Raw genomic sequence first — 13696 nt, 5'->3', positions numbered from 1 at the left:
CTTACCGCAACATTTTAAACGTAATGATAACACTGAATAACACACCAAGACTGACGCTTAAACCAAAAGAGGCAACAGCAGGTGTTGAGCTTAAGCCCAGTAAAACAAAGGAAATGAGCGTTGTGGTCGCCGCCAATAATACCGCAATGTACTTACCGTATAAAGGTTCATTTGCCGTTTGCATATAGGCGGTATAATCAATCCCGATGGCAGACACTAATAACAAGCCGAACATCGTAAATAAACTGATTGGCCAGCCTACCCAGCCGAAAATGGCTATCGTCAACACAATGGCACATAATGGTGGCAATAACATGGTCACCGTCTTTTTCACACCAAAGAAACGCCATAACAATAAACCGGCAAACAAAAATGACATTGCTTTAAGCCAGGCTGCCTGATCACGGGTGGCTTGAAATGCTTGATTCAAATGCGATCGTTTATCCGTCCAAAAGATATCTTGCTGATTGGCCAAATTTTCAAACGGAAAGGCAGATTGACCAACAATCTGCACAATACCGGCAACTTTCTCCGGCAATAAATACCCCAAATATAACGTTTGCCACGCTTGCCCGATTTGTTGTTGCAAGGCAGAAGACAAGGATAAAGGCGTTTCTGTACCTAACGCCAGCAAAGCGGTTTGGATAGTTTCCGGCGGAATCCCTATATCTTGCAACACAGCATAATCTTGCGGTTGGACCGCCGCAGTGAATTGCTGAATGAATTGTTGCTGTTGGTTTGTGGACATAAGCCATTGAGATAAGGCTCGGTACGGAATATTTTGCGCCTCTAGTTGCTGAGTCAAGACAGTCTCTTTTTCCAGTAATTCATCATCATTCTCTGCAAGTACCAAGAAATAACGATTCCCTAAATCAATGCCCGTTAACTCACTGATTTGCTTTGCTTCCATCAGCATTCCCTGCGGCATAGCAACCCATTCGCGAATATCATCGCGCCAACTTGATTGAAACAACCCTGCCGCAACAAAAAGCAAAGCGATACTTTTCGCCAAAATGCCGAATTTATAGTGTAAAAACAGCGTAAAAATCGACCGCACTTTAGGTCGGGAAAGCAAAGGTTTTGCCTGATAATGACGAAATAGTGGCGGCAAAAAGAGCAAGGTCGCTAACATCGCAGCAATCAGCGCTACGGCAGAAAAAAGTGCGGTTTGTTTTAATACCGGAAGTACCGTAAAACCTAACAAGCCATACCCGAGCAAAGTCACCAATAGACTAATCAAAAAGGTAAAACGCAATTTCCGCATGGTCTGAGCGGCGTTCCAAGTAACATGAGAAAGTGAAGATGAAAGCCAATGAAGCGGGAAATCAATGAGCACACCGATTAAGCTGGTACCGATAACAAGGGTTAAAATGTGAATTTGTCCAAATGCGTACACCGTTGCCGTCACGCCACTTAACATACCGGCTAAGATCGGCAAAAACAACCAAAGCACACGAAAGGTTCGAAACGTAAATAGTAACAACAATAAGGTCAGGCTAATGCCCAAAATACTCATGAAAGTGCTTTCTTGTTCTGCTTTCACTTTGGCATGAGCCGCAAATAACGCCGTACCTGCAGCACGCATTTGCCCTTTATTTTCTTCAATTTGAAGACGATTTTGCGCCAAAAGTGCGGTCAAATTAACAGATGGATTAATCAAACTACTCTGTCGCAATACGCCTCGTAACAACACCCATGTTTGATCATTTTCCGTCACATAAAGCATGCCATTTATCGCATTCCATTGAATACGACTTTGTGTTTGTGCCTGAGGCAAGACAAAACGCCCCAACCCTAGCCAATCTTGCTCTAAAGATAATAAATTGCTTTGCGTAAAAGGATTGAGCAATTGTTCCGCATATTGTTGGAAATAAACTTGGGGTGCCGTTAATAACTGCTGACGAATCTCTTGAGGCAAGGTGGCTAAACGTAGGTGTTTGATTTCATTGCGTAACACATCAATATCCGGCTGCATTCGCTCATTCACCTGAGCAAACAACCCACTTTCCCGCCATTGTTGCGCCACAGACGCATTTAATGTAAAGGCGGTTTGCGCATCCGAATGGCCGACCAGCAAAATCACCTGTTGATTGAGTTGTTCTTCTTGATGTTGATCCGCCTTCGCCTGCCAAGACGACCATCCTTGTTCTTGCGGCAATAAAGCGCGCAAATCCGTTTGTAGCCAATGACCTTGCTTCACAGCATAGCCAAACAGCAACAAGGTGATCAGTAAAAATGAAGCATAAAGAAAGGCAAGTGCGGTGGATTTTTTCATCGTTTTTTTATTCCAACGCCGCCTGAGCGAACGCCGTTAACGGTTGGTTTTGCTGAACATTGTCAAAATGAATTTGGGTTTTATCTCCTTGTTTTTCATCTAACACAATGGTTTTCACCACGCTATCACCTTGAATTTCAATATGATTAAAAATCTGTTTCATCAGCAACGAACTTGGGGTTAACGTTAAAGACCAATTTTTCGCTTCACCAACCAGCATTGCATCAAATTGCGTTTTTAACCCGGAAATATCCCCCGATAACAAACCGAGGAACAAACTGATTTGTTCCGCCTGTCCCATTTTTCCATTTGCCACCCATTGCTTTCCATCCCATTGCATAATGCCGTCTTTTTTTACACGGAGCTGATTAGTAAAGGGTTTTTCCATTTGCCATAAAAGCCCTTTTTGCGCCAATAAGACAAATTTACCTTGGGTGGTAATTGGCTTATTTAAAGATTTCAGAAAACGCTGTTGGGTAAAATCACCTTGCACGTTTTGCGGGGTTTGCAACAAAGTAATAAGTTCATTTTCAGAAAATGCCCAAGTCAACGGACTCAACCACAATAAACAAATAGTCAATAAAATACGCATTATGCCGTCTCCCGTTGGAAAGTCGGGTGATTTTCCACCGCACTTCGCCAACAAGGCGGTGTCTGCAGCTGCATCTCTCCGCTTTTAATTTCTACGGCCACTTGCGTTGTGCTACCTGCAGTGAGTTTCTCATTCGTTGCAATATCACGAATAATATAATCAATGCGAATGCAGGTTTCATATTCCACCAACGAAAGCTCCACACGAATTTTTTGGCGAAACAACGCCGGTTTCACATATTTCAAATTCAACTGGACGATAGGCCAACCGTAGCCTTTTTCTTTCATCACATCATAGGTGTAATGAATTTCGTCTAAAAAGGCACAACGCGCCATTTCCAAATATTTCACATAATGCCCATGCCACATAATATTCATAGAATCCACATCAAAAAACTGGATTTCATATTCAGAGGCATGGTGACAATAAACGTCTTTTTTCTTTCTTAACATTTTAATCATCTTCCCAAAAATCGTAAAAATTAAACCAATACAAGGGGTTTTCGGCACATTCTTTCGCTAATAAATCCGCATAGCGTTGCATTGCCTGTTCAATATTCTCAGCTCGTTGCTTTCCGTGCCCCTCGATAGGGCCGGAAAAATGACGCAATTTTAAATGATAGTCGCCCCATTTTTTTAAGCAAAAGACCGTATTAATGGGGGCTTTCAGTAAACTTGCCATCAGCCATACACCTTGTGGAAAGGAAGCTTGAGCACCTAAGAAATCCACTTTTTGCGTTTTATCGCCGCGTACCGGCACGCGATCGGCCGCAATCGCAATCCACTCACCACGCTCAAGCCGTTCATGTAGCTCCAACATTTTTGCCGCATCCAAATCTTCTACTTGAATTAATGGTAAGGAAGTGGCTCCTGCCTTTTCGAGAGATTCATTAAAGGCTTGTGCATGACGGTTATGCACCAAAATGTTTAGCTTAAAATTGCTATGATTTGGGTTATCGACCAACGCACGACAAATCTCGATATTGCCAAAATGAGAACAAACCAGAATTTGTCCACGACCTCCTGAACGAATCGCTTGATAGACGTTATCCGTGTCATCATCAATTAAATCGGCATAACGAATTTTTTTCTGCCAGACGGCGAAACGATCCGTGATCGCCTCACCAAAGGCTAAAAAATGACAAAACACGGGATAACGGGGCAAATTAACCTGAGGAAAGGTTTGTTGGAGTCGTTGTTGATAGCGACGAATATTACGTCGAGCCTTTTGAGACGTCAGGAAAAAATAGCTCACTACAAAAAAAGTGACCAGTTTAATGACCCACAACGGGCAGTATTGCACAATAAGACGAGTTAAATTTAAGGAGAGCTTACTCCCGCGCTCATTTTGCTCTGCCCAATGTTGAGAGCTCATACTTTACGCCCCGTCAATACTCGTGCCAACATACCGAAAAATAAACGGCTGTGCATTTTACTGATGCCCCAGTTATCTGCAAAGCCACGGAAATGAGATATGCCGTTCTGTTGATAACGCACCGGCGTATCAACCCAAATTAAGGGGATTTGATGCCAATGGGCTTTCACCACAATATCGATATCGAAATCCATACGATTTCCTAACAACTCCACTTCCATTAAATCCAAAATCGGCGCTAAAGGATAAAGACGAAAACCACACATGCCATCTTTAATATCAAAAGAAAGCGTATGAATAGCATTCCAAAAATCTGTAATTTTACGTCCGTATAAACGCGCTTTCGGTGCATCCTCGCCATAAATCGGTTTACCGCAAATAAGTGCGGTCGGATTTTTTTGCATTTCGAGCAACATTTTTGCCATATCTGGAAGGTGATGCTGACCATCGGCATCCACCTGAATACCATGCGTGAACCCCATTTCAGCCGCTTTCATGAAGCCGATTTTCATTGCCGCACCTTTGCCCCCGTTAGTCGGGCAGTAATGCACAAAAACGTTAGGTATATGTTGCAATGTTTTTAAGACATCCACGTGAGTTTCGGCAGAGCCATCGTCGACAATCAACACCGGGAGATGTTGTTTCAACACCTGCTGAACGACATGTCCTATCGTATTGGAATGGTTGTAGTGAGGAACAATGACAATGACCTTGTTCATAGACCATCCTCTTTTTCTGCTAAAAAGGCTTGTTCAAAGTCAGGCTTACTAATTTTAGATTGGCTATTACGAGGCAGTGTTTCCACAAAGCGCCAAAAACGAGGCAACCCTGCATGTTCTTGAGTTTTCATTAGAAACTGACGTAACTGACTCACTAGGGCACGTCGTCCACGTTGTCGATAGGATTGTATACCATCGGGGTTTAACGCAACCCAAGCCGCCGGTCGGAAATGCACCGGATGCTGTGCGATATAGCAATCCGCCACCCAAGGATGTCGCAATAAATCCTGCTCGATGTTCACCAATGAAATACGCTTGTCACCAAACTTCACAATGCGATCAATCCGCCCTAATAAATGAAATTTGTCTTCAAATAATTCCGCACCATCTGCCGTTTGCTCCCGTTGATTTAGCCAAGCAGAATCAACCCATAAGGCGCCTTCGGTATTCAGTCCGACCTTAGTCATTGCAGTCGGCTGCCACAAACCATCATCGGCACGGAAAGCAATTGCGCCGGTTTCCGTGCTGCCGTAGCACTCAATCACATCAACCTTCAATTGTTGCCGAATAGCATTGCCGGTATCTGTCGGTAACACACCGCCGGAGGAAATCATTCCTAGCAAAGGGCATTGATGTAACTTCGCATCATCCAGGTTTAAGCGGGTCAAAAGCATTGGGCTACTAATCCAAATACTTGCCGGTGCAACAAAACTTTCTTTAATCAAATGTCCGGGATAAGGCTGTTGTTGACGTGCAATCGTCCACCCCATAATAAGCGGTAACATAATACGGTATGAAAGGCCATAATGATGTTGCACAGAAACGCTAGATACTAAATGAATATGATTCCCCTGCGGGAAAGGAAGAGATTGATGGATGGCTTCCGCCTCTAACCACATTTGCCGAGCTGTTTTGACCAATATTTTCGCCTGTCCGCTACTGCCTGAGGTTTTTAGCCAAATTTCCGTGGAATGATGGCAATCAAAGTGCGGTAGGTTTTCAGGGAATTTTTTTTCAATACCGTAATGATTAAACAGAGTGTCATCAAACAGAAAATCCGCATTTTCTTTGATCCATTGTTGATTTTCCGAAAGCAAATTAGGAGGAAGTAAAATACGCGTACCGGAATGAAAACACGCCAGCATAGCACATGCAAACGATGCCGCATCATCAAACCAAAAAGCAACCGATTTAATCTGTTCTTGCTTTAATTGTGCTGAAATTTGCCATGCTCTTGTTAGAAAGTCTTGCCATTGCCAGTCAGGATGGCGGGCAATTAGTGCATTAGGATCCCGTAGATTATTCATAATGTTTTTTTACTTTTTGTCTGACCAACCATTCACCGGCCATCACAATCGCCATAATGCAATAGGAAATCACACCGGTGTAGAGTGCCCAAAAATCATAATATTCCAATCCAATGGCTGTGGCAGTAATCAAGATATTTACAATAAAAACCCCACACCATAGTTGGGTGACTTTTCGGGTATAACGAACACCATGCTCATTTAAATCCGGTGTTTGAAGACGCGCTAAACGCTCAACCACAGTTTGCCCACGCAATAGGCTCCCACCAAATAACGAAAGCATTAACACGTTAATGACGATAGGGTACCAAAACATGGTTTCAATGGAGCGGGTTAGCGCCACCACGGCTAAAATAAACGCCATACACCAGGCAAAATAACGTTGCCCCTGCTGTTGAACAGCCCCTTTAAACGCCCAAAGCAGCGCCATAATCCAAGGTAAATGAAACAGCATTTGCTGATTATCGGCGAATAGCCACAGTATCGGATAAGCGATACCGGTTAACGTCAGTAAAAGGTTGATAATAATCTTAATAATATTCACAAGAGGCAACACAATTTATGAGGCAAACAAGTGATAACATGATTAACGATACGATAACACTGCGACGCCGCTACAGCACATATCATTTTCTACTTTCAGTTGGAAAGTGACTTTATCCCGTTTCTCGGCGACGTTTAATTCAAGAGAAAAACAGTCATTCGGACGTAAGAATTTTTGGAATTTCAATTTATCCAAACGGCTAAATTCAACATCCTGCGCTACCAACGCTTTAATCTTGTCACTAATCCATTGCAATTCAATTGCGCCCGGCACTAAAGGGAAATTTGCAAAATGATCTTTAAGATACAACAAATCTAATGGCACTTTGCCGGTTGCCTGATAATGACGCTTAGTTTGCTGTTCGGTTAACCAAATCGGTTCACGCTTTGGCTCAATACAAGTGCGGTTAAATTCCAGTTTGTTTATTTTAGATTGGCTATTGCGCGGCAATTTATCCGTAAAACGCCAAAAACGTGGAATCGCCGTCTTATCCTGTGTTTCAGCCAAATAGGCTTTAAGTTGATCTATCAAATGACGTCGACCATTCTCTCTTAAAATTTCAATCCCTTGTGCATTTAAGCCGACCCAAGCAGCCAATCGAGGTTGTTCAGGATGTTGCGCAATATAGCAATCCTCAACCCAAGCATGTTGGTTTAACTTGGCTTCAATACCGGCTAATGAAGTACGTTTATCACCGATTTTGACAATACGATCACTACGCCCTAATAAACGGAATCCACCATCAAGAAACTCCACCACATCTGCCGTTTGCTCACGTGTCGAAAGCCAACATCCCTCAATCCATAGTGCGCCATCTTCATTACAGCCTAAACGACTATTCGGCAAGGTTTGCCATAAATGAATATCATCACGAATCGCAATCGGGCCGGTTTCCGTACTGCCATAAATTTCAATGACAGGCTGCTGCAATAAATGGCGCATTTGTTCTGAAGTTTCTTCCGGTAATGCGCCACCGGAAGAAATCACACCGACGATATTTTTCGGCATTGTCGTATTAAACCAGTCAATACGGGTTAGCATGGCAGGACTACTGACGATCACTGTCTGTTCGGTATTCCGTGTTTCAGCAAGCATACATTCCGGATAAAATTGTTGCTTACGCCCAATTTGCCAGCCATTGACCAAGGACATCATGATGTGTACGGTTAAACCATAAATATGTTGAATACTGACCGTACTAATAGCCGTCACATTATTCTCTGCTTTAAACGGCAAGGCTTCCGCCAAGACTTCCGCACCAAGCCACATTTGCTCTGCGGTTTTAATGATTGTTTTTGCCTCACCGGTACTGCCGGAGGTTTTCAGCCAAATTTCCGTTTGGTTGTCATAATCAAAGAGCGGTCGATTTTCAGCGTGTTTTTGACAAGACTGTTGTGCACCAAAATCATCAAAATACACTGCCAAGGAAGAGTGAATCTCTACATCGGTTAGCCACAAATCCGCATGAGCACTCACCCACGCTACACTTTCTTGCGTAACATTCGGCGGGAAAAACACCCGCACTTTGGCATGCCAAGCGGCTAAAAGCGTACACGCCAATTTGGCACCGTCTTCCAACCACACTGCAACAGCTTGAATCTGACGGCGTTGAAATTCTGCGGACATTTGATACGCTTTTTGTTCGAAATCTGAATAGCACCATACAGGGTCGAGTGCAATTAGATCGGTTGGGGCATATTTACGCATTATTGAACGCTCTGACTAATTTTTAGCACTGCTTTGACCACATCATCTACGGTACGGACATTACGAAAATCTTCCGCTTGCAATTTGTGGCCTGTTTTACGTTTAATGTGATCGATCAAATCAATCGCATCAATGCTATCAATTTCTAAATCTTCATACAGATTGGTTTCCGGCTTAATTCTTTCCGGTTCGATTTCAAATAAAGACTCAAGCGCCTCAGTCAATAAATCTCGAATTTCTTGTTCGGTCATATTACGCCTCACCTTTTTGACTACGAATAAAACTTGCCAAGGTCGCTACACTTTCAAAGTGATTACGTACTTGGGTTTGTTCACTATCCAGCTGTAAATGAAATGTTTTTTGCACCGCCAAACCTAGTTCAAGCGCATCAACAGAGTCCAACCCTAAACCATCATCACCAAAAAGTGCGGTGTCATTTTCAATATCTTCAACACTGATATCTTCTAATGCCAAACTATCAATAATTAATTGTTTAATTTGCTGTTCCAGTTCCATTTTTGTTGTCCTTTGTGTGTAAATTAAAATAATCTTCTAAATATTTAGTCAATCGACGAGAAGCCATTGGTAAAGATTGGGTTTGTAGCCAGTCTTGAGGGTCAATATCCTCCCCAACAATAAGCTCATATTGAATGCGTGTTTTCGGAATTTGATACCACGGTTGACCTTTTTTCAAATTTAACGGAAACATTCGAATCACGACTGGTGTAATCACTTTAGCACTACGTAAACCGATAGATACCGCACCTCGGTTAAGGTTAACCACCCCATCCCAACCGGTTCGCGTTCCTTCTGCAAAAAGCAATAAGGCTTGTTCTTTGAGTACCTCATCGCTTTGTTCAAGTAATTCGACAGACTCCGTATTAGGTAAAAAACCACAGGCTAATATCTGATTTCGCATGGTAGGGTTATTTAATAAATCTTTTTTAACAATACAGTTGAGCGTTGGCACTTTACTTAAAATTAATACCACATCCAGTAAAGAAGGATGATTAGGCAGTATTAATTGTCCAGGACGACCAAGCTTTTCAAACCCCTTATAACTAACTTGCAACAAACCAGCAAAAGATAAATAGCGAATAAAGTAATTCCAAATCCGACCAACAAAACGGCGTGTTTTTAGCTGGCTTTGTAGTGCATGGCTTTTACTAGTAAGCATATAAGGGTATAAAACTAATTGAAGCATGCCCCCTGCGATCCCCCAAAAGAAAAAACCCATTGCCGTCCCAACAAATCGCCGAAACCAGTCTAATTTTTCTGCCATGCCCAAACACCTCCCGTACTATTTGGCGTTTGCCATTGTGTGCAGTTTAAATGCTGATTTTTAACCCATTCTAAGGCTGAATCTAAAACAGGCTCCATTTCAAAAGCGCTATTAGAAAGACTTAATTGGTATTGTTCCCCGGCTTCCACCACCAATGCCAACGCATAACTAAAAGGCTGACGCATAACCGGATGAGCGTTGTATTCCAGGGCAAGAGGTGATTCTGCGACAACCACAAGAACCTGCTTTTCACCTTCCCGTAACAGGAGATAGGCCTCCAATAATGCAATCTCCAAATTGTCTTTGTTAGCAACCAGCGCTGTGGTTTCTGCTTTCACTTGACGCAATTCAGACCATTGCCCGATTAATGCATTGTGTACTGACAAACTGAAAGAGGTTGGAGATACATCCCCTTCCGTTAATAAAGCATGCCACAAACTAAAGTTGCGATTAATTTCACTATTTGCTGACGCATAAACCACCGGTAAATTGTTTTTCTCCTCAACCAGATTCCAAGCTGCCTCAAAAATTAAACGGGCGGAATCGCTTAAACGGCGACGTTTTAATGGCGCTAAAAACTCAAGTTTAGGAACAAAATCAGGAAAACTTCCGCTATTTTGTTGCCAATGCGCATATCCTAGCGCCCAATCATTGTTGGATAATGTCTTATTACAAACAATGTTCCACGCTGAAATATTGCAAGAAAACTGACAAATAGTCTTAGTCATTATAGTTTATTGAAAGAGTTGGTTAATCATTAAATCCGTTTGACCTTGTAAACCAACCTGATCAACACGTTCTTTCTCATCACCGCGACGTTTATACGATAATGATCCCAAAGATTGTTTTGTTCCCATCTCTTTCAATTCAAATTTAGCACGAGCAATAATATGATTATTTCCTCTCACGTTAAAAAATAAAACGTGATCACAATCCGCTTTATTTCTCATTAATTCAGCTGAAATATTTTTATTTTTTAAGCTACGAGTTAACGCATCAATAAAATGATCTGGTGCGGCTTTAACGCTCCCTTTTAAGCAAACATGTTTAATATTCTGACCTGCGCTAACAGGTTTCAAATCAGTAACACCAGAGGAACAAGCTGTCAAAGAAAAAACAGCAAAACCGACACATAACAAGAATTTTTTCATAAAATAACCCACTTAATGAAATTTAAAATATCAAAATTAAAATTCCACCAATTCTACCTACCCGACCTAACTAAAGCAATCGCAAGACAATAAGAAAGATGATATCGTCAAATAATTGAAAATATTCATTCATAAAATAAAAAAGGCATAGGTTGACTATGCCTTTTTCTTTACAAAACACGGTAAAAAATGACCGCACTTTTAACAATGCAACGACAACAATGCCGATAAATCCGACATTTCTACCGTTGGTAACAGACGAGCATCGCTGAATTGGTAAATATGCTTTTGGGTTAAGTTTAACCAAACTGCTTGGCAGCCGGCTTGAATGGCGCCTTGCACGTCTGTTTGTAAATTGTCGCCTACATGCAACAGTTGGTGTGGCGAAATATTGAAATGCCGGGCGGTCTGTCGGAATAAATCCTCATGAGGTTTAGCTCTGCCATGCTCACCGCCGCGTAATGTTAAATCAAAGTGGTGAAAGCCAATACGCGCTGGTTCTACGTTGCCGTTAGTCATCGCCACAAGTTTATAGTGTTGTTTGAGTTGTTGTAGAATCTCGAAACTCTTTGTCGGTACGTCAATTTGATGGCGCCAGTGTAAAAAATACGACATGGCTTTTTCAGAAATAGCGGAAATGTCCACCGCACTTTTTTGTCGTTTTGCTAATAGCGCTTGTAAACTTTGCGTTCGCCATGCGGTAACATTTTCTTGTAGGAGAGGATTTTCTCGCCCAATCGTTTCTTTCCAAAACACCCATTCGGCATATGTCACGCCTTGAACACCGTCATATTGGCGTAAAAATGCCAAAAATTCACTTTCCGCTTTAATCATCACCTGTGAGTTATCGTATAAGGTGTCATCCAAATCAAAACTGATCACCTGAAAAGGCTGTAAAGTGCGGTAAAATTTCATGACGTTTCTCTTATTTTTTCCGTTTGGCTCGCGGATGCGCCGCATCATACACGTCTGCTAAATGTTGGAAATTTAAGTGCGTATAAATTTGCGTTGTCGATAAATGACTATGTCCGAGCAATTCTTGCACCGCGCGTAAATCCGAACTGGCTTCCAACATATGGGTGGCAAAAGAGTGGCGGAGTTTATGCGGATTCAAATGGCTATTCAACCCTTGTCGAATGCCCCAGCGTTCCAAGCGCATTTGAATCGTGCGCGTGGACATACGATTCCCCAACTGACTAACAAACAACGCATCGTCTTTTGGGTTAAATAACAACCGCACTTTGAGCCATTGTTGAATCGCATGGGAAGCATAACGCCCCAGTGGCACAATGCGCTCTTTGTTCCCTTTACCAATCACCCTTACTTCACGCACGCGAAGATTAATGCTGTTTAAGTTCAATCCTTGCAATTCCGACAAACGCAAACCGGAGCTGTAAAACAATTCAATCATGGCGCGATCGCGGATATCAATGGGCTCTTTGCTGTCATTAGCAAGTAATAGCTGAATTTGATCCCTATCGATGTTTTTGGGTAAATGTTTGGGTTGCTTAGGCGCGGAAACGCCCACGGCCGGATTCACCTTGAGCTGCCCTTGATACACCAAATAACTCAAAAAGCGGCGCAACGCAGAAAGGCGTAACGCCAAGCTTTTTTCTTTTAAGCCATCTTGTTTACTGCTTTGTGCCAACACATAGCGCACGACACTTAGTGTGACTTGTTGCCATTGTTGAATTCCGGCATCCTGCAAAATGGCGATAACGCGCACCAACTGATGCTGATAGTTGGTCAGCGTATGAGGACTCACTTGACGTTCAATGCGCAAATAAGTCAGGTATTTTTGCAGTTCATTTTGCATCGCAGATGATCGACCATTAGAGATAAATCACACCGTCATAGACGTGGGTAGCGCTACCGGTCATATACAGCGGATGCCCTTCGCCTTGCCATTCAATCAGCAAACTGCCGCCGGGCAAATCCACCTGCACTTCATTGTCCAATACGCCTTGCATAATACCCACAGCGACCGCCGCACAAGCACCGCTACCGCAGGCTTGGGTTTCGCCCGCGCCGCGCTCATGTACGCGTAATTTAATATGTTTGCGGTTCACCACCTGCATAAAACCGGCATTCACCCGTTCAGGAAAACGCTCATGGTTTTCGAGTAATGGTCCGAGCTGCGCTACGTTAGCCGTGTGAATATCATCCACCTGCACCACACAATGGGGATTTCCCATGGATACCGCGCCACAGAGTACCGTTTGAATTTCCGTGCGCAGAATATAATTTTTCTCGAATTTATTGGCGGTAAACGGAATTTTATTCGGCTCCCAAATGGGTTCGCCCATGTTCACACGCACATTGTCGTCTTCTTTGACGGTTAACACCATTTTGCCGTTTTGTGTACTGACGGCGATATCTTTTTTGTTGGTTAAACCTTTAAGCGTGACAAAACGGGCAAAGCAACGGGCACCATTACCACATTGCGCCACTTCACTGCCGTCCGCATTAAAAATACGATAATGAAAATCCAATTCGGGATCATAAGGCGGTTCCACCACCAACAGCTGATCAAAACCAATGCCACGATGACGATCGGCTAAACGTTTAATGGTGTCGGCGGGAAAATAAACGTTCTGCGTAACCGCATCCACCACCATAAAATCATTGCCGAGCCCGTGCATTTTAGAAAATTGCATGTGTATCCTTAAAATCGTTTAAATCATGCCAAGCATTATAATCAGCCCTATCCTTTGAGTAAATCTATTGCTTCTACGCTAAAAAAAT

General features: G+C 42.7%; 16 protein-coding genes. All 16 read right to left on the bottom strand.

Annotated features, from left to right (window positions below):
• Position 1: 1 nt before the first annotated feature.
• Positions 2-2275, bottom strand: coding sequence for an MMPL family transporter (locus DQN58_RS03340; RefSeq protein WP_005715827.1), 2274 nt, complete (start codon positions 2273-2275; stop codon positions 2-4).
• Between the two features lie 7 nt (positions 2276-2282).
• The gene (locus tag DQN58_RS03335; protein ID WP_005715826.1) at positions 2283-2867 is read right to left on the bottom strand and encodes a LolA family protein; all 585 of its coding nucleotides are present in this window, start codon (positions 2865-2867) and stop codon (positions 2283-2285) included.
• Entirely contained in the window at positions 2867-3328 is a 462-nt protein-coding gene (locus tag DQN58_RS03330) for an acyl-CoA thioesterase (protein ID WP_005715825.1), read from the bottom strand. Before DQN58_RS03330 ends, DQN58_RS03335 begins: the two co-directional genes overlap by 1 nt.
• The gene (locus tag DQN58_RS03325; protein WP_005715823.1) at positions 3321-4241 is read right to left on the bottom strand and encodes an LpxL/LpxP family acyltransferase; all 921 of its coding nucleotides are present in this window, start codon (positions 4239-4241) and stop codon (positions 3321-3323) included. Before DQN58_RS03325 ends, DQN58_RS03330 begins: the two co-directional genes overlap by 8 nt.
• The gene (locus DQN58_RS03320; protein ID WP_005715821.1) at positions 4238-4960 is read right to left on the bottom strand and encodes a glycosyltransferase family 2 protein; all 723 of its coding nucleotides are present in this window, start codon (positions 4958-4960) and stop codon (positions 4238-4240) included. Before DQN58_RS03320 ends, DQN58_RS03325 begins: the two co-directional genes overlap by 4 nt.
• The gene (locus DQN58_RS03315; protein ID WP_005715819.1) at positions 4957-6267 is read right to left on the bottom strand and encodes an AMP-binding protein; all 1311 of its coding nucleotides are present in this window, start codon (positions 6265-6267) and stop codon (positions 4957-4959) included. Before DQN58_RS03315 ends, DQN58_RS03320 begins: the two co-directional genes overlap by 4 nt.
• Positions 6260-6805: a COG4648 family protein gene (locus DQN58_RS03310; RefSeq protein ID WP_032998066.1), complete on the bottom strand. Its 546-nt coding sequence runs from the start codon at positions 6803-6805 to the stop codon at positions 6260-6262. The genes DQN58_RS03315 and DQN58_RS03310 overlap by 8 nt, the downstream gene beginning before the upstream one ends.
• A 48-nt stretch (positions 6806-6853) precedes the next feature.
• On the bottom strand, positions 6854-8518 hold the full coding sequence (locus tag DQN58_RS03305) for an AMP-binding protein (RefSeq protein WP_032997742.1): 1665 nt from the start codon (positions 8516-8518) through the stop codon (positions 6854-6856).
• The gene (locus tag DQN58_RS03300) at positions 8518-8769 is read right to left on the bottom strand and encodes an acyl carrier protein (RefSeq protein ID WP_005715813.1); all 252 of its coding nucleotides are present in this window, start codon (positions 8767-8769) and stop codon (positions 8518-8520) included. The genes DQN58_RS03305 and DQN58_RS03300 overlap by 1 nt, the downstream gene beginning before the upstream one ends.
• A gap of 1 nt (position 8770) precedes the next feature.
• A complete protein-coding gene (locus tag DQN58_RS03295; RefSeq protein ID WP_005715810.1) occupies positions 8771-9034 on the bottom strand; it encodes a phosphopantetheine-binding protein in 264 nt (87 codons plus the stop codon).
• Positions 9012-9800, bottom strand: a complete 789-nt coding sequence (locus tag DQN58_RS03290; protein WP_005715808.1) for a lysophospholipid acyltransferase family protein — start codon at positions 9798-9800, stop codon at positions 9012-9014. Before DQN58_RS03290 ends, DQN58_RS03295 begins: the two co-directional genes overlap by 23 nt.
• The gene (locus DQN58_RS03285) at positions 9785-10528 is read right to left on the bottom strand and encodes a beta-ketoacyl synthase chain length factor (RefSeq protein ID WP_005715806.1); all 744 of its coding nucleotides are present in this window, start codon (positions 10526-10528) and stop codon (positions 9785-9787) included. Before DQN58_RS03285 ends, DQN58_RS03290 begins: the two co-directional genes overlap by 16 nt.
• A gap of 6 nt (positions 10529-10534) precedes the next feature.
• Positions 10535-10951: a hypothetical protein gene (locus DQN58_RS03280; RefSeq protein ID WP_005715804.1), complete on the bottom strand. Its 417-nt coding sequence runs from the start codon at positions 10949-10951 to the stop codon at positions 10535-10537.
• Positions 10952-11152: 201 nt separating this feature from the next.
• Positions 11153-11866: a 5-amino-6-(5-phospho-D-ribitylamino)uracil phosphatase YigB gene (yigB, locus tag DQN58_RS03275; RefSeq protein ID WP_005715802.1), complete on the bottom strand. Its 714-nt coding sequence runs from the start codon at positions 11864-11866 to the stop codon at positions 11153-11155.
• Positions 11867-11876: 10 nt separating this feature from the next.
• Positions 11877-12767 (bottom strand): tyrosine recombinase XerC, encoded by an 891-nt coding sequence (gene xerC, locus DQN58_RS03270; protein WP_005715799.1) that lies wholly within the window; start codon positions 12765-12767, stop codon positions 11877-11879.
• Positions 12768-12783: 16 nt separating this feature from the next.
• Positions 12784-13608: a diaminopimelate epimerase gene (gene dapF / locus DQN58_RS03265; RefSeq protein ID WP_005715797.1), complete on the bottom strand. Its 825-nt coding sequence runs from the start codon at positions 13606-13608 to the stop codon at positions 12784-12786.
• Positions 13609-13696: the final 88 nt, after the last annotated feature.

Source organism: Aggregatibacter segnis ATCC 33393, assembly GCF_900476035.1.
Lineage (GTDB): Bacteria > Pseudomonadota > Gammaproteobacteria > Enterobacterales > Pasteurellaceae > Aggregatibacter > Aggregatibacter segnis.
The sequence above is the reverse complement of the archived record's forward strand: the minus strand, read 5'-3'. Positions and strand labels throughout refer to the sequence as shown.

Excerpts from the sequence above, each read along its gene's own strand:
- DQN58_RS03290 (WP_005715808.1), bottom strand. The coding sequence starts at position 9,800 with ATGGCAGAAAAATTAGACTGGTTTCGGCGATTTGTTGGGACGGCAATG.
- DQN58_RS03295 (WP_005715810.1), bottom strand. The coding sequence starts at position 9,034 with ATGGAACTGGAACAGCAAATTAAACAATTAATTATTGATAGTTTGGCA.
- yigB (WP_005715802.1), bottom strand. The coding sequence starts at position 11,866 with ATGAAATTTTACCGCACTTTACAGCCTTTTCAGGTGATCAGTTTTGAT.
- DQN58_RS03280 (WP_005715804.1), bottom strand. The coding sequence starts at position 10,951 with ATGAAAAAATTCTTGTTATGTGTCGGTTTTGCTGTTTTTTCTTTGACA.
- xerC (WP_005715799.1), bottom strand. The coding sequence starts at position 12,767 with ATGCAAAATGAACTGCAAAAATACCTGACTTATTTGCGCATTGAACGT.
- DQN58_RS03320 (WP_005715821.1), bottom strand. The coding sequence starts at position 4,960 with ATGAACAAGGTCATTGTCATTGTTCCTCACTACAACCATTCCAATACG.
- DQN58_RS03330 (WP_005715825.1), bottom strand. The coding sequence starts at position 3,328 with ATGATTAAAATGTTAAGAAAGAAAAAAGACGTTTATTGTCACCATGCC.
- DQN58_RS03325 (WP_005715823.1), bottom strand. The coding sequence starts at position 4,241 with ATGAGCTCTCAACATTGGGCAGAGCAAAATGAGCGCGGGAGTAAGCTC.
- DQN58_RS03335 (WP_005715826.1), bottom strand. The coding sequence starts at position 2,867 with ATGCGTATTTTATTGACTATTTGTTTATTGTGGTTGAGTCCGTTGACT.
- DQN58_RS03300 (WP_005715813.1), bottom strand. The coding sequence starts at position 8,769 with ATGACCGAACAAGAAATTCGAGATTTATTGACTGAGGCGCTTGAGTCT.
- DQN58_RS03340 (WP_005715827.1), bottom strand. The coding sequence starts at position 2,275 with ATGAAAAAATCCACCGCACTTGCCTTTCTTTATGCTTCATTTTTACTG.
- DQN58_RS03285 (WP_005715806.1), bottom strand. The coding sequence starts at position 10,528 with ATGACTAAGACTATTTGTCAGTTTTCTTGCAATATTTCAGCGTGGAAC.
- DQN58_RS03315 (WP_005715819.1), bottom strand. The coding sequence starts at position 6,267 with ATGAATAATCTACGGGATCCTAATGCACTAATTGCCCGCCATCCTGAC.
- dapF (WP_005715797.1), bottom strand. The coding sequence starts at position 13,608 with ATGCAATTTTCTAAAATGCACGGGCTCGGCAATGATTTTATGGTGGTG.
- DQN58_RS03305 (WP_032997742.1), bottom strand. The coding sequence starts at position 8,518 with ATGCGTAAATATGCCCCAACCGATCTAATTGCACTCGACCCTGTATGG.